The following is a 20,027-nucleotide window of genomic DNA, read 5'->3' as shown; positions in this document are numbered from 1 at the left end:
TATTCACATTCTGGCGGCTTTCTATTTAGAGCTAATTAGCGTTTGATTTGGCTCAGCAAGAAATCAATGATTTCACTGGTTTTAATCATTTGCTTTTCACCAGCACGGCGATTTTTATATTCCACTTCTTCGCTGTCGAGATTGCGGTCACCAATAACGATATTGTGTGGCACGCCAATTAATTCCATATCAGCAAACATCACGCCAGGGCGCTCTTTACGATCGTCGAGAATAACGTCAATGCCATGAGAGCGCAGGGTCGTATATAACTCTTCTGCCAGTTCTTTGACGCGGAAAGATTTATGCATATTCATTGGCAAAATAGCCACCTGGAATGGTGCAATAGCATCCGGCCAAATAATACCGCGGTCATCATGATTCTGTTCAATGGCAGCAGCAACCACACGGGAAACCCCAATACCGTAACAACCCATGGTCATCACTTGGTTGCGGCCATCTTCACCTTGAACTGTGGCTTTCATGGCTTCCGAGTATTTCGTCCCTAACTGGAAGATATGACCCACTTCAATGCCGCGTTTGATAAGCAAAGTGCCTTGACCATCTGGGCTAATATCGCCTTCAACCACATTGCGCAAGTCTGCAATGTGTGGCAGCGGCAAATCACGCTCCCAGTTAATGCCAAAGTAATGTTTGCCATCGATATTCGCGCCTGCGCCAAAATCACTCATCACCGCGACACTGCGATCAGCGACAACAGGCATTGGTAGATTAACCGGGCCTAATGAACCTGGGCCTGCACCAATAACTGCACGAATTTCTTCTTCTGTCGCGAAAGTTAATGGCTTGGCAACTTGCGGCAATTTTTCAGCTTTAATCTCATTCAGTTCGTGATCACCACGAACCAGCAGGGCAACCAGCTTATGGCCACTCTCTTCATGAGCATGAACGATTAAGGTTTTCACGGTTTTTTCAATCGGCAGTGTGAACTGCTCGACTAATTCAGCGATGGTTTTTGCATTCGGAGTATCAATGATACGCAGTTCTTCTGCCGCAGCTGCTCGTGGTTCAGCCGGTGCCAGCGCTTCAGCGAATTCAATGTTAGCAGCATAATCAGAACCGGTTGAGAACACGATATCGTCTTCACCACTGTCTGCCAGCACTTGGAACTCGTGGGATGCACTGCCACCGATGGAGCCAGTATCTGCCAGTACCGCACGGAAATTCAGGTCCATACGGCTGAAAATTTTACTGTATGCGGCATACATTGCGTCATAAGTTTCCTGCAATGATTCCTGAGTGGTATGGAAAGAGTAAGCGTCTTTCATCAGGAACTCACGGGCGCGCATCACGCCAAAACGTGGGCGAACTTCATCACGGAACTTGGTTTGAATTTGGAAGAAATTCAGTGGCAACTGCTTGTAAGAGTTGATCTCGCCACGAATCAGGTCAGTAATGACTTCTTCATGAGTTGGGCCGAGTACAAAAGGGCGCTCACCGCGGTCAACAAAACGTAACAGTTCAGGGCCATATTGTTCCCAACGGCCACTCTCTTGCCATAAATCAGCCGGTTGCACGACAGGCATTGAAACTTCGATTGCACCGGCGTTATTCATTTCTTCGCGCACGATGTTTTCGACTTTCTTCAACACCCGGACTCCGGTCGGCAACCAGGTATAAAGACCTGAGGCCAGTTTACGGATCATCCCGGCGCGGAGCATCAACTGGTGGCTGATCACTTCAGCATCAGCAGGTGTCTCCTTCAGAGTGGAGAGCAAATATTGGCTAGTACGCATGATGTTTTGGTTCCATTGGCACTGCAACAAATAGAGGCAGCCAAAAAAGTAAAAAGTAATTTAGTTTACCAGCGAGTGCGGGTTGTCAAAAGAGAGCTGGGTGAAATTTAGTATGGGTCGAGTGATAACACTTCCGTTTGGCCGGCAATAACCCGCCAGCGCACGTTAAATTCTAGTAGTAGAACCGCATATTCTCGGCTTTCATTATCACTTTTTCGGTAGGCTGGGCGCGGGTCTTGCGCTAAAACCTGAGTGATAAAACGCCGCAAATGTGGATAACGTTGTTGTTGCTGTATTAACTGTTGTTCGGCGGTAGGAGAAAAACTCACCGGCATGTCTGCATCGGGTGCTGTTTGAGCAAAACCCGCGCGCGCGTGGGGTTGGCTCTCCGCAAAAGGCAAATAAGGTTTGATATCAATCACTGGCGTGCCATCAACGAGGTCCAGACTGCCTAGCGTCAAAATGACTTGTCCTCCTTGGCAATGCACCCCTTTCAACTCTATGAGGGACATGCCAATCGGGTTAGGCCGAAAGGTGGAGCGGGTGGCAAATACCCCCATTCGAGTATTACCACCTAGGCGCGGAGGGCGAACCGTAGGCCGCCAACCACCATCCATGGTTTGATGGAAAACGAACATCACCCATAAATGGCTAAAATCAGCCAAACCTCGCACAGCTTCCGCTTGGTTATAGGGAGCTAATAGGTGCAATTCGCCACCACCATCTTCAATCAGACCCGGCTGGCGCGGCACGGCAAACTTTTCTTTATAGGGTGAGCGGATGACGCCAATCTGATTAAAGGAGAAAACACTCATTTTGATGAAACATTCAGTGCAGAGCCTTGACACACGGCTTGTTGATAACAGCCGGGGACACCACTTTGTATTTCACATTGATGCAGTAAAACTGCATTGGCTTTCATATAGGATGCTCGAGTCTGCATTCTCTTACGGGCGGTTGCAATACTCGGTGGGGAGTCCTGAACGGTGGATTGGCAAGATTCACCGGACACTTCGCCTAAATCGCGGAAAGGCTTACCAACAAGCTCTTCTGCACTTTTATACAGTTTTACCGGAGCCGGACGAGGGGCAACGGTAGGGCTGGATTTGATAACCGGAGACGGTTGCTTAACCGGATTTTCTGTGGTGGATGGCTTTGATTGAAGCACGGAACACCCAGTTAGCGAGAGAGCTAACAGACACAGAGGTAACGCACGCATAGAAATTCCTCAGCCTTTTTATTTAAGAGGCGCTATTGAAGCAATCTATTATGCAAATAACAAGACGGGCTATAGCCCGTCTTGCAATATATTTAGCAAACAGTGAATTTAGGAAACCTATATTCAGCAAATTCAGTATTCAGCAAAATAGCTAACTGACTATTACCAGCCTTTAACTGCACCACCATTGAATGCTTTGTTTGCTGCGTCGTAAACTTCGTCAGATTGATAAGCTTGAACGAATTTCTTCACGTTTTCCGCATCTTTGTTGTCTTCACGGGCCACGATCAGGTTAACGTAAGGTGAGTCTTTATCTTCGACAAACAGGCCATCTTTAGCCGGTGTCAGGCCAATTTGGCTAGCATAAGTGGTGTTGATGATTGCCAATGCGATCTGTTGGTCATCCAAAGAACGTGGCAACTGAGGCGCTTCCAGTTCAATCAATTTCAGGTTTTTAGGGTTCTCAACCACATCCAGCACTGTTGGCAGCAGACCAACGCCGTCTTTCAGTTTAATCAGACCGACTTTTTGCAGCAGCAACAGTGAGCGGCCCAGGTTAGTCGGGTCATTTGGCAATGCTACCTGAGAGCCAGGTTGTAGTTCTTCCAATGATTTGATTTTTTTAGAGTAACCAGCAATCGGGTAAACGAATGAGTTACCAACAGAAACCAGTTTGTAGCCACGATCTTTGATTTGCTGATCCAGATAAGGTTTATGCTGGAAAGCATTCAGGTCAATATCGCCTTTGCTCAGTGCTTCATTCGGTAATACATAATCATTGAAGGTGACCAATTCAACATCCAGGCCATATTTGTCTTTTGCTACTTTTTGTGCAACTTCAGCAACTTGCTGTTCAGCACCCACAATTACACCGACTTTAATATGGTTTGGATCTTTTTCCGCTGGGCCGCAACCCACCAGTGCCAGAGTACCGATTAATGCACTAACTGCCGCAATAGATTTGAATTTTAAAGACATATCCTTTCCTCTATAAACACTTGTTAAGATGCGCCGCTGTGTGAGGCCGTCGCTATACCCTTCGTACTTTGGGCTACAGGGTTGTTCGCTACGTTCACTCACCTGAATCACTTACTTGATAAGCTCATCAGGATTCATTCGCTTGCTGCCTACCTGTAGCTCCAAGTCCTTTGGGTAATATATGTATCAATAACTACTTGTGGGTAACGGCTTTTACGATCCGATCGCCACTTAACTGAATCAGATAAACCAAAATAACTAATAGCACCAACACTGTATTCATTACCGTGGCATTATAACCAATGTAACCATACTGATAGCCGATTTGACCTAAACCACCGGCACCGACTGCGCCCCCCATAGCGGAATAACCCACTAAGGTAATTAAAGTAATTGTGGCCGCATTTACCAAACCTGGTAGCGCTTCGGGTAACAACACTTTTTTGATGATTTGCATGGGTGTAGCACCCATAGCACGGGCTGCCTCAACCAATCCTGATGGAATTTCCAAAAGAGCATTTTCCACCATGCGAGCAATAAACGGAGCGGCACCTACCGTTAACGGGACTATTGCCGCCTGCAAACCAATAGAGGTGCCGACGATCATCCGAGTGAATGGAATCATCCATACCAATAAGATAATAAAAGGTATGGAGCGGAAGATATTCACTACCCCAGACAAGGTGCGGTAAATCTTATTGTTCGCAATAATTTGCCCTGGGCGAGTGACATACAATAGAACCCCGACAGGCAGCCCCAACACAAAACCAAAGAAGCCAGAGACAAACGTCATCATTAGAGTTTCCCAGACGCCTCGGCCCATTAACCACATCATTGCCTCAGACATAACCCAGAACCTCTACTTTTACATGATGATCTTGCAAGAATTTGATAGCTGCGAGGCCATCATGATTGTCGCCATGCAGCTCAGCCAGCATGACACCAAATTTAACACCGCCGGCATAGTCCATTTGCGAGCTAAGGATACCAATATCAATATTAAAGCGACGCACAGCCTGTGAAATCAACGGCGCATCAACAGATTTACCGGTGAACTCCAGTTTAAGCAGCGGGACTCGGTCTGTGGTTGGCTCTTGGGTCATACGCAGTGCGTAATCTTCTGGAATATCCAAATGTAGGGTTGATTGAATAAATTGTTGCGCCAGTGGTGTTTTCGGATGAGAAAACACTTCACTGACACTGTCTTTCTCAATCAATTTGCCATCACTGATAACCGCAACTTGATCACAAATGCGTTTCACCACATCCATTTCATGGGTAATAAGCAAGATGGTCAGACCCAAACGGCGATTAATATCTTTTAGCAATTCCAGAATTGAACGGGTGGTTGCAGGATCCAGCGCACTGGTGGCTTCGTCACACAGCAGAACCTTAGGATTACTGGCCAAAGCGCGGGCGATAGCAACGCGTTGTTTTTGCCCACCGGACAGATTTGCAGGGTAAGCATCTTGCTTATCGGCAAGCCCGACTAAATCCAGCAACTCAGTGACTCTCTTCTTTATATCTGCACGTGATGTGTTGTCCAGTTCAAGTGGCAACGCGATATTGCCATACACTGTGCGCGAGGAGAGCAAATTGAAATGCTGGAAAATCATGCCAATCTGACGACGAGCGCGTGTCAGTTGGCCTTCAGATAAAGTTGTCAGATCTTGCCCATCAACCAATACTTGTCCGCTGGTGGGGCGTTCTAACATATTGGCGCATCGGATCAAGGTACTTTTACCGGCACCTGAGGCACCAATAACGCCATAAATTTGCCCAGCTGGGACGTGCAAACTCACGTCTGAAAGCGCGGTAATGGTGCGCGAACCCTGCTGGAATACTTTGCTGATATGAGAAAGTTTAATCATATTATTCTTATTTTATCGTCATTTCCGTGGCTAGATAAAAAGTAAACTTTGGCAGAACCCAAAGTATAGATTGGATGTTAAGGCGTCTAGACGGCTAAGTCAACTGGCAACACTGATTCTCTGCCATTCTCAATCGGTAAGAAAACATGCGATACTAACCAAGTTTACAGCCCTCAGGAGCAGATAAGTGACTCAGCCCGTCCCCGCAATATTTTTAGATCGTGATGGAACAATTAATGTTGATCATGGTTATGTCCACGAAATTGATAATTTTCAGTTTATCGATGGTGTTATTGATGCTTGCCGTGAATTGAAAGAAATGGGTTTTGCTCTGGTTTTGGTTACCAACCAATCAGGGATTGCGCGCGGTATTTTTACCGAAGAGCAATTTTTGAGCCTCACCGAATGGATGGATTGGTCTCTTGCTGATCGTGGTGTTGATTTAGATGGTATCTATTTCTGCCCACATCATCCCGATGGCAGTGTAGCGGAGTTTCGCGAAACATGTGAATGCCGTAAGCCATTGCCAGGCATGTTACTGCAAGCACAAAGTGAATTGAACATCGATATGGCTTCTTCTTATATGGTTGGCGACAAAATTGAAGATATGCAGGCAGCACTAGCGGCAAATATCGGTACTAAAGTGTTAGTCCGCACCGGTAAGCCTGTGACTGCAGAAGGTGAAGCAGCGGCAGATTGGGTGCTAAATAGCCTAGCTGACCTGCCAAAAGCGATAAAAATGCGTCACAAATAGTCGTTTCGTTTAAATAGTCAGCAAACGGAAAAAACTTTAATATAAACCCTTGCCATTCTGAAGCAGCTCCCTATAATGCGCATCCATCGACACGGCGCTGTGAGCAACTTCACAGAGTGGCCGGGGAGAGCAGAGAAAATTAACTGATTAAGTGGTTGACTCTGTAGCGGGAAAGCGTATTATTTGCCTCCCGCGTTACCGTAAGATTCGCCGAAAGGCAAACGGGTAACGAACGCTCTTTAACAATTTATCAGACAATCTGTGTGGGCACTCGCAAGACGATATCGAAGCCTGTTTCGGCAGGCAGAAGAAATATCAAAGTCTTGAAGAGTGACCAAAGCAGTACACATTTGAACTTCGGTTCGAATGCATATTTGCAGAAAGTAATCTTTGAGCATCGCTATGTTAACTCATAGCAAATCAAACAAATCTTAAATTGAAGAGTTTGATCATGGCTCAGATTGAACGCTGGCGGCAGGCCTAACACATGCAAGTCGAGCGGCAGCGGGAAGTAGTTTACTACTTTGCCGGCGAGCGGCGGACGGGTGAGTAATGTCTGGGAAACTGCCTGATGGAGGGGGATAACTACTGGAAACGGTAGCTAATACCGCATGACCTCGCAAGAGCAAAGTGGGGGACCTTCGGGCCTCACGCCATCGGATGTGCCCAGATGGGATTAGCTAGTAGGTGGGGTAATGGCTCACCTAGGCGACGATCCCTAGCTGGTCTGAGAGGATGACCAGCCACACTGGAACTGAGACACGGTCCAGACTCCTACGGGAGGCAGCAGTGGGGAATATTGCACAATGGGCGCAAGCCTGATGCAGCCATGCCGCGTGTGTGAAGAAGGCCTTCGGGTTGTAAAGCACTTTCAGCGAGGAGGAAGGCAGTCGTGTTAATAGCACGATTGATTGACGTTACTCGCAGAAGAAGCACCGGCTAACTCCGTGCCAGCAGCCGCGGTAATACGGAGGGTGCAAGCGTTAATCGGAATTACTGGGCGTAAAGCGCACGCAGGCGGTTTGTTAAGTCAGATGTGAAATCCCCGCGCTTAACGTGGGAACTGCATTTGAAACTGGCAAGCTAGAGTCTTGTAGAGGGGGGTAGAATTCCAGGTGTAGCGGTGAAATGCGTAGAGATCTGGAGGAATACCGGTGGCGAAGGCGGCCCCCTGGACAAAGACTGACGCTCAGGTGCGAAAGCGTGGGGAGCAAACAGGATTAGATACCCTGGTAGTCCACGCTGTAAACGATGTCGACTTGGAGGTTGTGCCCTTGAGGCGTGGCTTCCGGAGCTAACGCGTTAAGTCGACCGCCTGGGGAGTACGGCCGCAAGGTTAAAACTCAAATGAATTGACGGGGGCCCGCACAAGCGGTGGAGCATGTGGTTTAATTCGATGCAACGCGAAGAACCTTACCTACTCTTGACATCCACAGAACTTAGCAGAGATGCTTTGGTGCCTTCGGGAACTGTGAGACAGGTGCTGCATGGCTGTCGTCAGCTCGTGTTGTGAAATGTTGGGTTAAGTCCCGCAACGAGCGCAACCCTTATCCTTTGTTGCCAGCACGTAATGGTGGGAACTCAAGGGAGACTGCCGGTGACAAACCGGAGGAAGGTGGGGATGACGTCAAGTCATCATGGCCCTTACGAGTAGGGCTACACACGTGCTACAATGGCAGATACAAAGTGAAGCGAACTCGCGAGAGCAAGCGGACCACATAAAGTCTGTCGTAGTCCGGATTGGAGTCTGCAACTCGACTCCATGAAGTCGGAATCGCTAGTAATCGTAGATCAGAATGCTACGGTGAATACGTTCCCGGGCCTTGTACACACCGCCCGTCACACCATGGGAGTGGGTTGCAAAAGAAGTAGGTAGCTTAACCTTCGGGAGGGCGCTTACCACTTTGTGATTCATGACTGGGGTGAAGTCGTAACAAGGTAACCGTAGGGGAACCTGCGGTTGGATCACCTCCTTACCTAACGATACGCATTGCGCAGTGTCCACACAGATTGTCTGATAGAAAGTAACGAGCAAATAAGGCCGGGCTGAGAAATTAGTCGGGCTTTAGTACCTTGTTGGGTCTGTAGCTCAGGTGGTTAGAGCGCACCCCTGATAAGGGTGAGGTCGGTGGTTCAAGTCCACTCAGACCCACCAACTCATCCTCATACTGCGTTACAGACACACTCGTTTATAACAATAAACGTCGCGTGACTGCGCCTTGTCTGAGAATGAGTTATGCCGATAAGGTATTTTGCTTTTTATATGGGGCTATAGCTCAGCTGGGAGAGCGCCTGCCTTGCACGCAGGAGGTCAGCGGTTCGATCCCGCTTAGCTCCACCATATAAAACTATTTCAAAACGTACTGCGGTCGCAAGACTCAGTGTGTTGTGAAATATTGCTCTTTAACAATCTGGAACAAGCTGAAAATTGAAACAATACAGCTGAAACTTATCTCTCCGTAGATGTACTGAGATAAGGATTAACCTGTATTAGAGTCTCTCAAATAATCGCAACGCAAGTTGTCTGCAAAGACACCTTCGGGTTGTGAGGTTAAGCGACTAAGCGTACACGGTGGATGCCTAGGCAGTCAGAGGCGATGAAGGGCGTGCTAATCTGCGAAAAGCGTCGGTAAGGTGATATGAACCGTTATAACCGACGATACCCGAATGGGGAAACCCAGTGCAATTCGTTGCACTATTGCATGGTGAATACATAGCCATGCAAGGCGAACCGGGGGAACTGAAACATCTAAGTACCCCGAGGAAAAGAAATCAACCGAGATTCCCCTAGTAGCGGCGAGCGAACGGGGAGGAGCCCAGAGTCTGAATCAGTTTGTGTGTTAGTGGAAGCGTCTGGAAAGTCGCAGGGTACAGGGTGATACTCCCGTACACAAAAACACACTTGCTGTGAACTCGATGAGTAGGGCGGGACACGTGACATCCTGTCTGAATATGGGGGGACCATCCTCCAAGGCTAAATACTCCTGACTGACCGATAGTGAACCAGTACCGTGAGGGAAAGGCGAAAAGAACCCCGGCGAGGGGAGTGAAATAGAACCTGAAACCGTGTACGTACAAGCAGTGGGAGCACCTTCGTGGTGTGACTGCGTACCTTTTGTATAATGGGTCAGCGACTTATATTTTGTAGCAAGGTTAACCGAATAGGGGAGCCGTAGGGAAACCGAGTCTTAACTGGGCGTCTAGTTGCAAGGTATAGACCCGAAACCCGGTGATCTAGCCATGGGCAGGTTGAAGGTTGGGTAACACTAACTGGAGGACCGAACCGACTAATGTTGAAAAATTAGCGGATGACTTGTGGCTGGGGGTGAAAGGCCAATCAAACCGGGAGATAGCTGGTTCTCCCCGAAAGCTATTTAGGTAGCGCCTCGTGAACTCATCTTCGGGGGTAGAGCACTGTTTCGGCTAGGGGGCCATCCCGGCTTACCAAACCGATGCAAACTCCGAATACCGAAGAATGTTATCACGGGAGACACACGGCGGGTGCTAACGTCCGTCGTGAAGAGGGAAACAACCCAGACCGCCAGCTAAGGTCCCAAAGTCATGGTTAAGTGGGAAACGATGTGGGAAGGCATAGACAGCCAGGATGTTGGCTTAGAAGCAGCCATCATTTAAAGAAAGCGTAATAGCTCACTGGTCGAGTCGGCCTGCGCGGAAGATGTAACGGGGCTAAACCATGCACCGAAGCTGCGGCAGCGACACTTAGGTGTTGTTGGGTAGGGGAGCGTTCTGTAAGCCGTTGAAGGTGACCTGTGAGGGTTGCTGGAGGTATCAGAAGTGCGAATGCTGACATAAGTAACGATAATGCGGGTGAAAAACCCGCACGCCGGAAGACCAAGGGTTCCTGTCCAACGTTAATCGGGGCAGGGTGAGTCGACCCCTAAGGCGAGGCTGAAAAGCGTAGTCGATGGGAAACAGGTTAATATTCCTGTACTTGGTGTTACTGCGAAGGGGGGACGGAGAAGGCTAGGCTAGCCGGGCGACGGTTGTCCCGGTTTAAGCATGTAGGCGGAGCGACTTGGTAAATCCGGTTGCTTATCAACGCTGAGGTGTGATGACGAGTCACTACGGTGATGAAGTAGTTGATGCCAAGCTTCCAGGAAAAGCCTCTAAGCATCAGGTAACATTAAATCGTACCCCAAACCGACACAGGTGGTCAGGTAGAGAATACTCAGGCGCTTGAGAGAACTCGGGTGAAGGAACTAGGCAAAATGGTGCCGTAACTTCGGGAGAAGGCACGCTGGCATTAGGTAAAGGGACTTGCTCCCGGCGCCGAAGCCAGTCGCAGATACCAGCTGGCTGCAACTGTTTAATAAAAACACAGCACTGTGCAAACACGAAAGTGGACGTATACGGTGTGACGCCTGCCCGGTGCTGGAAGGTTAATTGATGGGGTCAGCCGCAAGGCGAAGCTCTTGATCGAAGCCCCAGTAAACGGCGGCCGTAACTATAACGGTCCTAAGGTAGCGAAATTCCTTGTCGGGTAAGTTCCGACCTGCACGAATGGCGTAATGATGGCCAGGCTGTCTCCACCCGAGACTCAGTGAAATTGAACTCGCTGTGAAGATGCAGTGTACCCGCGGCAAGACGGAAAGACCCCGTGAACCTTTACTATAGCTTGACACTGAACATTGAGCCTTGATGTGTAGGATAGGTGGGAGGCATCGAAGTGTGGACGCCAGTCTGCATGGAGCCAACCTTGAAATACCACCCTTTAATGTTTGATGTTCTAACTCGGCCCCGTAATCCGGGGTGAGGACAGTGTCTGGTGGGTAGTTTGACTGGGGCGGTCTCCTCCCAAAGAGTAACGGAGGAGCACGAAGGTTAGCTAATCACGGTCGGACATCGTGAGGTTAGTGCAAAGGCATAAGCTAGCTTGACTGCGAGAGTGACGGCTCGAGCAGGTACGAAAGTAGGTCTTAGTGATCCGGTGGTTCTGAATGGAAGGGCCATCGCTCAACGGATAAAAGGTACTCCGGGGATAACAGGCTGATACCGCCCAAGAGTTCATATCGACGGCGGTGTTTGGCACCTCGATGTCGGCTCATCACATCCTGGGGCTGAAGTAGGTCCCAAGGGTATGGCTGTTCGCCATTTAAAGTGGTACGCGAGCTGGGTTTAGAACGTCGTGAGACAGTTCGGTCCCTATCTGCCGTGGGCGTTGGAAGATTGAGAGGGGCTGCTCCTAGTACGAGAGGACCGGAGTGGACGAATCACTGGTGTTCGGGTTGTCATGCCAATGGCATTGCCCGGTAGCTAAATTCGGAAGAGATAACCGCTGAAAGCATCTAAGCGGGAAACTTGCCTCGAGATGAGTCTTCCCTGGGGCTTTAAGCCCCCTGAAGGAACGTTAAAGACTATGACGTTGATAGGCTGGGTGTGTAAGTGCAGCGATGCATTGAGCTAACCAGTACTAATGATCCGTGAGGCTTAACCTTACAACACCAAAGGTGTTTTGGTGATTTGAGAGAAATTAAGATTTTCAGCGAAGTTCCGAGATTGGATTGGCTGGCTGTGTGATATTGCATAGCGGGTTAATTGAAACAGAATTTGCCTGGCGGCCATAGCGCGGTGGACCCACCTGATCCCATGCCGAACTCAGAAGTGAAACGCCGTAGCGCCGATGGTAGTGTGGGGTCTCCCCATGCGAGAGTAGGACACTGCCAGGCATCAAATAAAGCCGAGACCCCATGCCAAAAGCGTGGGGTTTTTGCTATGTGGAAAAGAAAAAGAGAAAAGCCTTCTGCTGCGCAGAGGGCTTTTTTTATGCATCCACTTAAAACAAAATACAATATGAGTATATTGAACGGTTAGACTAGCGCCAGTAGTTCTATAGGTAATCTTAGTTAACTGCCTGATAAAGACTATAGCCAGTGACTGCGCCAGCGACATCCCAGGCAAAATCTTTCCAACTCCAGCCCGTGCCAGCTTGGCGGCTATCATATAGCTCTTTAGCTGCGCCGATACTTATCGAAAATAGTAAACCGAAATTGCGGCTTTTGGCATCTGACCAATTCTGATGTTCACCATAAGCTGTACCCGCAGCGGCTAGTGCTGCAGAGGCAAAAAAATGTTGGGCTTTATCTTTTCCCGTCCAGCTATCGTTGGCCATATGGGTACATGCAGAGCTGGTGAAAAGTAGCGGGGCAATAATTAAAGGGCGAAGATAAGGTGGGCACCACATGCCGTTCCTCCCCTGGCTGGAGACAGAAAACCCGGCAATAGAACCGGGTTTTTTGTTTGAATTTTACAGAATACGACTAATGAGTCGGTCGATACGAATTCTGCGTAAGCGGCGGATCAGTTTACGCACCTTGACCGGATACTGCTGAATATTCTCAAGTTCAAGGTAGTGTGAAACAACTTTAGTATGAGTTCGAATACATTCCAGCTCTTTTGCACGCTGCTCATGCATCTCATGCTTAGGATCGTGGATCAAAATGGCATTTTCCAGATCCAGACGCCATGCACGTGGATTCAGATTGTTCCCCGTGATCAACTGCCAGTTATTATCTACCCACATCCCTTTCAGATGATAAGTATTGTCGCCATCTTTCCATAAACGAACAATCAGTTGACCATTATCTACAAAGCGCTGTAAGCGGCTAAGGAAGCGGCGCAAGTTGATTTCATATAGGTATGGTAAAGCACCAATGATTTTAAACGGCTGATCTTCGGGAATATAAAAGTCGTTCGCTGTTTTGTCACCAACAATAATCTCAACCTGTTTACCTTCGCGCAGTAGATAAATGATATTACGAACTAACAATGCGGGCAGGTTGAAATAGGGCGTACAAATAGTGAGGCGTTCATCAGCGGAAGCCATTAAATGATGAATAGTTTTGTTGAGTTGGCTTTTTTTACCTAGCCCAACCAACGGAGTGACTGCTAATTCATCATTGCCAGCTTGTGCTGGAAATTGATAACCGATATCTCGCAGTGATGATCGAAACTGCCGAGTTTCGTTTTTGATCTCAGGATTAGTGGGGCGATCAATGCGATCGAGACGCTGAACGGCACCTGCACTCAGAACTCGTTGCTTCACATAATCAACCATAATATCGGCTAATGATTGATTCGTAATTAATTGATAACGGTCATAACGATATTTATCGTTTTGATAGAGATAGACATCATTGATGCTGGCACCACTGTAAATTACGGTATCATCAATGATAAAACCTTTCAGATGCAACACACCAAGGGCTTCGCGGGTATTCACCGGGACACCGTAAACCGGAACACAGATGTCTGGGTGCTTGTTTGCCATCTCACAATACCAATCTGCATTAGTATTAACAGCGGCGGCCCCGATGCGGCCTCGTTGGGCGCGATGCCAATCCACTAATACACAAATTTCCAGCTCAGGATGCCGCTGTTTGGCCTGATAGAGAGCGCTCATCACATCACGGCCTGCATCATCCTGCTCAAGGTAAAGCGCCACCAGATAGATACGTTTGGTCGCCTGGCCTATTAGTTCCAGCAGAGTTGAGCGGAAAACTTTGGGGCAATAAAGCGTTTGGACATCATCAACTGACTGGGGGAGTTTGGGCAGTTGTGCAAGGTGTTGTTGATGTTTGCTACGTTTGAATTTTGACAACATCACAGTGCGCTTCTTCTCTTGTTATTTGATGGCAGAACCGCCATATCAAAAAAAACACTAATCCATAGAGTCGGGCGATAATACCACTACTTTTCTGGATTGTGCGCAAGTTTTGCCAACCGTAGACCGAATCACTTATCTATGTGGCCTATATCACAGCGATTCAGGTGATTGAAATCAAAGTGTCAGCTCCAGGTTAACAATGCCATCTTCCATTTGCACATCAATACTAAAACCCAGTTTCTTCGCCAACCCAATCATACCCCGATTATTGGGCATGGTGACTGCTGTTAGCCGAGTTAACCCATGGCTGCGGGTGTACTGGATCATTTTCTCGAGCAACTCCCGCCCCAGCCCCAGTCCTTTTAAATCTGAGCGCACCAAGACAGCGAACTCCGCATCAATATTGTCAGGGTCAGATAGCGCGCGCGTGACACCAATAATTTCCGAGCCAGTTGCATTTTGACGCACCGCAACAAAGGCCATTTCCCGATCATAGTCAATCTGTGTCATGTTCGCCAAATCATCGTGGCTGAATTCGTTGATTTCACTGAAGTAGCGATAGTAGAGATCTTCTTTAGTGACTTGATCAATAAACAGTTTTAGCAGCGGCTCATCCTCCGGCAAGATAGGGCGGAATAAGCAATGAGAGCCGTCTTTTAGTATCACGGTTTGTTCCAACTCGTGCGGGTAGGGGCGGATAGCCAGTCGCGCTTGTGGGTCGCCAGTGACGGGAGCTAACTGCATTGATACATCCAGCAGCGTGAACTCACTGCCAGAAGCAAGCACGGGGTGAATATCTAAACGCGAGATTTCAGGGCAGTCGAGAATCAAGTTGGAAACTTGTACTAGCAAACGGCTCAGGCCAGGAATGTCGAGAGGTTGCAGTGAGCCGCGGCTGCGGATTTTTCCACCTTTGACCGCCTGGATTATCAGATAGCGAGCTAATGCCATATTGAGGGGCGGTAATGCAACTGCGGCCTGCGTTTCATGGTGCCATTCAATGCCGCCTTCCCCCAGCATAATGAGTGGGCCAAAAATGGCATCTTGTTCCACAGCAATCCGTAGCTCCTGCGCCCCAGCGCGGTTTGCCATACTTTGCACCAATAAACCGTCGATACGGGCTTGGGGATAAGTGCGTTTCACGCGATCAAGAATATCGTCCGCTGCCCGTTGCACTTCGATTGCGGTACGCAGGTATAACATGACTCCCTGAACTTCGGATTTATGCGCAATATCTGGCGAGCGTAATTTGATGGCAACCGGATAGCCCAACCGCTCAGCAATGTGTACTGCTTCGACACTGTCACTGGCAATCCAGGTTGGCAACATGCTGAGGCCATAGGCTTCAAGGATTGGCTGCACTTCATGGGTATCAAGTTGGGTCGTACCTTCTGCCAGGGCCTGGCGAATTAACTGGTGCACATGGGCGGTATTGGCCGTGAGGCCGATAGGCAAGGCTGGAGTTTCTTTTAACTGCTTTTGGTTACGGCGATATTCAACCATGTGCATAAAGGCGGTTATCGCGCCTTCTGGGGTGCGATAGGTCGGAATACCGGCCTCCGTGAATAAACGACGGGCATCTTGTGATGAATATTCACCGCACCAATTAGTTAGCAAGGTAATGCGCTTACCGCGCGGGTGCTGGCGGATGGCCGATATCAATAACTCAGCGGTTTTACCGCCCGGTGCCGCTGCGCTCGGTGAGTGGATAAGCAACAGCGCGTCGTAATCGGTGCTGTCCAATAAGGGTTTAAGCGCCGCTAAATAGCGCTCAGCGCTGGCATCATCCCGCAGGTCAATCGGATTTCGTAAGGAAACAAAAGGCGGTAGTGCCGCGCTCAGGGCGGATTGCGTGGTATCAGACAGTGTTGCCAGCTTGCCATTACGGCTAATCAACTCATCCAAGGCCATTGCCGCCGGGGCTGCGCCATTGCTGACAATCAGTAACCGCTCCCCGCGCAATGGGTGCATATGGCTTAGTGTTTCGACTGCCGAAAATAGCTCGTGAGTATCTTGAACCCGCAACAGACCCGCGCGCTGAATGGCTGCGTCATAGGCAGCATCCAACCCTTGTTGGCCATTGAGTAATTGTTGGGCGCGTTGGCTGCGGCCGCTTTTGACCACCAGAATGGGTTTATTGCGCGAGGCACTGCGGGAGGCGGATAAGAAGCGGCGCGCATCACTGATATGCTCAATATACAACATGATAGCGCTGGTTTTCCCATCTCTGGCGAGGAAGTCGAGCAAGTCATCGACATCAATGTCCAGGCTATCACCGAGAGCAATGAAGTAAGAGAATCCCACTTCGCGTTGCTGCGCCCAGTCCAAAATGGTGTTGGCAACTGCCGCTGATTGGGAGATAAACGCCAGCCGCCCTTTTTTGATAGGCACTGGCGAGAAGCTGGCATTTAACCCTTGCCACGGAGCCAGTAAACCCAGACTGTTTGGGCCAAGTAAGCGCATATGGTGGCGTTGCGCACAGGCTTTCAGTTCAGGGAATTGTTCAGTTGCCGCCGACAGGATAATCACCGCTTTACAACCCCGAGTCCCTAAGTCTTCCAGCAGTGATAGATTACGGCGGTCATGGGTGCACAAAATAGCCAGGTCGGGGGTAATGGGTAGGCTGGCGATATTTGCGTAAGCCAGCACACCACAAACGGCTTTATGAGTAGGAGTAACAGGTAGAATCGGGCCATTAAAGCCGCCATCGAGCAAATTACGCATCATTAGAAAACCCGCGCGCTCCGGTTTTTCAGATGCGCCAATGACCGCAATAGACTTGGGGCGTAGTAGGGCTTCTAATCCACGTTGGCTCATATTATCCCCGTCATCTTTCAAGTTGCAGGAGTGTTGATTGCGTCCGGTTACTCAGCCCATTCATGGCCATCGCCTCTACGAGGTTGCCGCAAACAGCGTTCAAATTTGTTCCCGAATCACTGACTGGTCAGTGACCTTAAAATAAATAGACTTATCGGGATGCACTTACTTGCCGCCTTCCTGTCCCCTCAAATCTATTGGGGGTCAGTCAAAGACAGCTTTATTGATTTTATGCGATTTTTTCGGTATTTGCTGTGACTCGGCCCACTGGATGGTGAGGTTTTCCTGCTAAATATTGCTGGCGGAAATAATGAAAATGGGCAGTTAATCCATCGGCGGCATGAATATCACCAGCTTGCTGGAGTAGGGCTGCAGCAACTTCGACGGTGCAATGTTGTTCCGGGCGTGCTGCTTCTCGCAGCATATAATCCGAGGTATTGCTGACATTCAGCGACAATATCGGTAGTCCGCTAAGATACGGGCTTCTACGAAACATTTTTTTAGCTTCAGTCCAGGTACCGTCCAGCAGAATAAATAACGGTGGTTTATCGCTGACAGGTAATTGATTGAAGACTTGCCGCTCGGGGTCGGCATATTTTTCTGGGAAAACCACATAAGGTTGGCGCTGAGGGTCGCGTATCGCGGCTAACAGCTCAGGGGAAACTTCTGTTCGCGCCCAGAGAAAAGCTTGAGTGTTTGGCAGAATATCAGCAATTAAGCGGCCAGTATTACTGGGCTTGAGGGGTTCAGTATCAAACATTATCAGGCAAAAACGGCTGTTGGCCGGCTGTTGTTTGATGGTGTCACACAAGCAAAATCGCTCAGTTAACAGACAGCCTTGGCAGCGAATAGCACGGCAACCACGGGCGCGATAAGGGCGGGTGGATGCGGATAACCGCTGCTGGCGCAAACGCAATACTGCATTTTCTGTCGGTAAAGCATTTATGACCGTCGGTAAAATAGGGTCGGTGGTGGATGATTCAGTCACGACGGACTCCTGAAGAAATAGCGCTATTCTAATCAACCCTTGTGCCCAGTCATACCATAAAAGAAAAAACAACACTCCAACAGAAAACTGTCAGGGTGCTGTTTTGGATTATAACCAAACTTTATCGGGCACTTGAGTGGCCCCGAAGGGTGATAAATGAGTTAAACTAGCTTAGCGCGCGGTAGGTTCCACTGATAATTGCTCATTTAACCAATTATCAAAAGGTGCCTTTGGTAATGCGCCGCTAAGCATGTCGACCATTTTGCCGTTCCGATACAGCATAATGGTGGGAATGCTGCGGATACGGAAACGCGCGCTGAGTGCGGGTTCTGCTTCAGTATTGATTTTAACGAAGCGAACTTTTCCGGCACGCTCTGCGGCAACATCTTCAAAGATGGGCGCGAAGCTGCGGCAAGGGCCACACCATGGTGCCCAGAAGTCTATGACCACCGGCAGGTCATCTTGCAGCAGTTTATCCAGTGTTTCGGCGGTGGCGTTAATGACTTCGCCATCAAATAAAGAGTGGCCGCAGCGCCCACATTTAGCGCCGTCATCAATACGTGTTTCCGGTAGGCGATTGGTCGCCATACAAGCTGTACATACCGTATTCATAAATTAGCCTTTATTGAGTATCTGAGTAGATTAAGGGAAACCATACAGTCAATGTGACCTGAATTGTTTCGTTGCTGTTATCTATTATGGGTATAAATGAGCTCAGAGCCAAAATGGTTTATTCGATGAATACGATAGTTGCTAGCTTTTAGTGCTTGCTTATGGCTAACCGGGCGGACATCAGGTAATCTTCGCGCCCTGCGCGTTGGTGGAGAAGACAATGAACGATTCATTTAGTGGCAAAAACGGCAAAGTTAAAGTGATGTACGTCCGCAGTGACGAAAACAGCAGCGACGACCGTAGTAATAATAACCGTGGTAAAAACCAGCGTCCGGCAGGCAAAGGCCGCCCGGGTGATAGTGCCAGTCGCGGCAGCTCATCGCGTAATAATGACTCACGTCGTAATGATTCAGGCCGTAATGAACGCACGAGTCCTAGCCGTCCGGCGCGTTCTGACAGCAGTGGCCCTTACGATTCACCGTGGAAAACGGTGTCTCGCGCCCCCTCTGAAGAGCCCGAGTTTGATCACGGCGGTATCAGCGGTAAAAGCCATGTAGACCCAGCGCAATTGCGCCGTCAGCGGGCTGAAGAAACACGCGTTTATGGCGAAAATGCCTGTAAAGCGCTGTTTGAAAGCCGTCCTGATGCTATTGTGCGCGCTTGGTTTGTGCAGTCAGTTACCCCTCGTTTCCGTGAAGCGTTGAAATGGATGGCGGCTAACCGCAAGGCTTACCATGTGGTTGAAGAAGATGAACTGGCGAAAGCATCTGGCACTGAACACCACGGTGGCGTGTGCTTCCTGATTAAAAAACGTCAGGGTTTGGATGCAGAAACTTATCTGCAACAACAGACTCAGGCGAAAGATTGCGTGTTGGCACTGGAAGATGTGGGTAACCCACATAATCTGGGCGGCATTATGCGGACCTGTGCGCATTTTGGTATCAATGGCGTGTTGCTGCAAGACCCCGCAGTGTTGGAGTCTGGTGCGGCTGTTCGTACAGCAGAAGGCGGTGCAGAGCATATCAAAGCAATCAATGCTGATGACTTCCTTTCTGTGTTGGATACTTTCCGTAAAGCGGGCTACACCATAGTGACCACCTCAAGCCATAAAGGTGTCAGTCTGGCGAAAGCTGAGCTACCAGCCAAAATGGTGTTGGTCTTAGGGCAAGAGAGTGATGGCCTGACTGACAGCGCTTGGCAGCAGGGCGATGTGAGTGTCTCTATTGGCGGTACTGGCAAAGTTGAAAGTTTGAATGTGTCAGTGGCGACCGGTATTTTGCTGTCGGAGTGGTGGCGTCAAAATCAGGCTTAATTCATTCGTCGTTGCAATAGCTAAAATATAAAGTAACAAGTTGATAAGCGGGGAAATGTGCCGAATGGGTCGTAACGGCGTAAGCCGTCGGAGCGCCC

Annotated in this window: 13 protein-coding genes, 2 tRNA genes and 3 rRNA genes; 7 read left to right on the top strand and 11 right to left on the bottom strand. The window is 49.0% G+C overall.

What is annotated here, in order from left to right; translation table 11 throughout:
• Window positions 1–35: 35 nt before the first annotated feature.
• From proS to metN, 6 genes are all read right to left on the bottom strand, one after another.
• A complete protein-coding gene (proS, locus tag OP863_RS15050) occupies window positions 36–1,754 on the bottom strand; it encodes a proline--tRNA ligase (protein ID WP_145591545.1) in 1,719 nt (572 codons plus the stop codon).
• Window positions 1,755–1,861: 107 nt separating this feature from the next.
• On the bottom strand, window positions 1,862–2,569 hold the full coding sequence (gene tsaA / locus OP863_RS15045) for a tRNA (N6-threonylcarbamoyladenosine(37)-N6)-methyltransferase TrmO (RefSeq protein ID WP_038631291.1): 708 nt from the start codon (window positions 2,567–2,569) through the stop codon (window positions 1,862–1,864).
• Window positions 2,566–2,973: an Rcs stress response system protein RcsF gene (rcsF, locus tag OP863_RS15040; RefSeq protein WP_120011423.1), complete on the bottom strand. Its 408-nt coding sequence runs from the start codon at window positions 2,971–2,973 to the stop codon at window positions 2,566–2,568. The genes tsaA and rcsF overlap by 4 nt, the downstream gene beginning before the upstream one ends.
• A gap of 162 nt (window positions 2,974–3,135) precedes the next feature.
• Complete coding sequence (locus OP863_RS15035; protein ID WP_004391674.1) at window positions 3,136–3,951, bottom strand: MetQ/NlpA family lipoprotein; 816 nt, start codon at window positions 3,949–3,951, stop codon at window positions 3,136–3,138.
• A 193-nt stretch (window positions 3,952–4,144) separates the two neighbouring features.
• On the bottom strand, window positions 4,145–4,798 hold the full coding sequence (locus tag OP863_RS15030; RefSeq protein WP_032813821.1) for a methionine ABC transporter permease MetI: 654 nt from the start codon (window positions 4,796–4,798) through the stop codon (window positions 4,145–4,147).
• A complete protein-coding gene (gene metN / locus OP863_RS15025) occupies window positions 4,791–5,822 on the bottom strand; it encodes a methionine ABC transporter ATP-binding protein MetN (RefSeq protein ID WP_050292055.1) in 1,032 nt (343 codons plus the stop codon). The genes OP863_RS15030 and metN overlap by 8 nt, the downstream gene beginning before the upstream one ends.
• A gap of 187 nt (window positions 5,823–6,009) precedes the next feature.
• Between metN and gmhB the strand changes: the two genes are divergently transcribed.
• The 6 genes from gmhB (at window position 6,010) to rrf (ending at window position 12,263) form a co-directional block, all read left to right on the top strand.
• On the top strand, window positions 6,010–6,576 hold the full coding sequence (gene gmhB / locus OP863_RS15020) for a D-glycero-beta-D-manno-heptose 1,7-bisphosphate 7-phosphatase (RefSeq protein WP_038631301.1): 567 nt from the start codon (window positions 6,010–6,012) through the stop codon (window positions 6,574–6,576).
• Between the two features lie 433 nt (window positions 6,577–7,009).
• Window positions 7,010–8,552, top strand: a 16S ribosomal RNA gene (locus tag OP863_RS15015).
• 102 nt (window positions 8,553–8,654) lie between these two features.
• Window positions 8,655–8,731, top strand: a tRNA-Ile gene (locus tag OP863_RS15010).
• 110 nt (window positions 8,732–8,841) lie between these two features.
• Window positions 8,842–8,917: transfer RNA gene (locus OP863_RS15005), tRNA-Ala, on the top strand.
• A gap of 208 nt (window positions 8,918–9,125) precedes the next feature.
• Window positions 9,126–12,032: ribosomal RNA gene (locus OP863_RS15000) — 23S ribosomal RNA — on the top strand.
• A 115-nt stretch (window positions 12,033–12,147) separates the two neighbouring features.
• A 5S ribosomal RNA gene (rrf, locus tag OP863_RS14995) occupies window positions 12,148–12,263 on the top strand.
• The 16S, 23S and 5S rRNA genes sit together here with 2 tRNA genes alongside, the layout of an rRNA operon.
• 173 nt (window positions 12,264–12,436) lie before the next feature.
• On the opposite strand, the gene OP863_RS14990 is transcribed toward rrf, so the two are convergent.
• The 5 genes from OP863_RS14990 to trxC all read right to left on the bottom strand — a co-directional run bounded on the left by OP863_RS14990 (window position 12,437) and on the right by trxC (window position 18,617).
• Window positions 12,437–12,778 carry a YfiM family lipoprotein gene (locus tag OP863_RS14990; RefSeq protein ID WP_038631304.1) on the bottom strand — a complete coding sequence of 114 codons (342 nt, stop codon included), beginning with the start codon at window positions 12,776–12,778 and terminating at the stop codon, window positions 12,437–12,439.
• A gap of 63 nt (window positions 12,779–12,841) precedes the next feature.
• Window positions 12,842–14,194 (bottom strand): CDP-diacylglycerol--serine O-phosphatidyltransferase, encoded by a 1,353-nt coding sequence (pssA, locus tag OP863_RS14985; protein WP_373919588.1) that lies wholly within the window; start codon window positions 14,192–14,194, stop codon window positions 12,842–12,844.
• A gap of 180 nt (window positions 14,195–14,374) precedes the next feature.
• Complete coding sequence (locus tag OP863_RS14980; RefSeq protein ID WP_145591859.1) at window positions 14,375–17,017, bottom strand: bifunctional acetate--CoA ligase family protein/GNAT family N-acetyltransferase; 2,643 nt, start codon at window positions 17,015–17,017, stop codon at window positions 14,375–14,377.
• A gap of 229 nt (window positions 17,018–17,246) precedes the next feature.
• Complete coding sequence (locus tag OP863_RS14975) at window positions 17,247–18,005, bottom strand: tRNA-uridine aminocarboxypropyltransferase (protein WP_038631310.1); 759 nt, start codon at window positions 18,003–18,005, stop codon at window positions 17,247–17,249.
• Window positions 18,006–18,176: 171 nt separating this feature from the next.
• Window positions 18,177–18,617 (bottom strand): thioredoxin TrxC, encoded by a 441-nt coding sequence (trxC, locus tag OP863_RS14970; protein ID WP_145588110.1) that lies wholly within the window; start codon window positions 18,615–18,617, stop codon window positions 18,177–18,179.
• Window positions 18,618–18,837: 220 nt separating this feature from the next.
• Here trxC and OP863_RS14965 point away from each other — a divergent pair, with 220 nt between their 5' ends.
• Window positions 18,838–19,929, top strand: coding sequence for a tRNA/rRNA methyltransferase (locus OP863_RS14965; RefSeq protein ID WP_145588108.1), 1,092 nt, complete (start codon window positions 18,838–18,840; stop codon window positions 19,927–19,929).
• Window positions 19,930–20,027: the final 98 nt, after the last annotated feature.

It is taken from the genome of Yersinia sp. SCPM-O-B-9106 (C-191) (assembly GCF_026183365.1).
GTDB lineage: Bacteria > Pseudomonadota > Gammaproteobacteria > Enterobacterales > Enterobacteriaceae > Yersinia > Yersinia rochesterensis.
This window is presented reverse-complemented; position numbering and strand designations above follow the sequence as displayed.

Excerpts from the sequence above, each read along its gene's own strand:
- proS (WP_145591545.1), bottom strand. The coding sequence starts at position 1,754 with ATGCGTACTAGCCAATATTTGCTCTCCACTCTGAAGGAGACACCTGCT.
- tsaA (WP_038631291.1), bottom strand. The coding sequence starts at position 2,569 with ATGAGTGTTTTCTCCTTTAATCAGATTGGCGTCATCCGCTCACCCTAT.
- rcsF (WP_120011423.1), bottom strand. The coding sequence starts at position 2,973 with ATGCGTGCGTTACCTCTGTGTCTGTTAGCTCTCTCGCTAACTGGGTGT.
- OP863_RS15035 (WP_004391674.1), bottom strand. The coding sequence starts at position 3,951 with ATGTCTTTAAAATTCAAATCTATTGCGGCAGTTAGTGCATTAATCGGT.
- OP863_RS15030 (WP_032813821.1), bottom strand. The coding sequence starts at position 4,798 with ATGTCTGAGGCAATGATGTGGTTAATGGGCCGAGGCGTCTGGGAAACT.
- metN (WP_050292055.1), bottom strand. The coding sequence starts at position 5,822 with ATGATTAAACTTTCTCATATCAGCAAAGTATTCCAGCAGGGTTCGCGC.
- OP863_RS14990 (WP_038631304.1), bottom strand. The coding sequence starts at position 12,778 with ATGTGGTGCCCACCTTATCTTCGCCCTTTAATTATTGCCCCGCTACTT.
- OP863_RS14980 (WP_145591859.1), bottom strand. The coding sequence starts at position 17,017 with ATGAGCCAACGTGGATTAGAAGCCCTACTACGCCCCAAGTCTATTGCG.
- trxC (WP_145588110.1), bottom strand. The coding sequence starts at position 18,617 with ATGAATACGGTATGTACAGCTTGTATGGCGACCAATCGCCTACCGGAA.
- OP863_RS14965 (WP_145588108.1), top strand. The coding sequence starts at position 18,838 with ATGAACGATTCATTTAGTGGCAAAAACGGCAAAGTTAAAGTGATGTAC.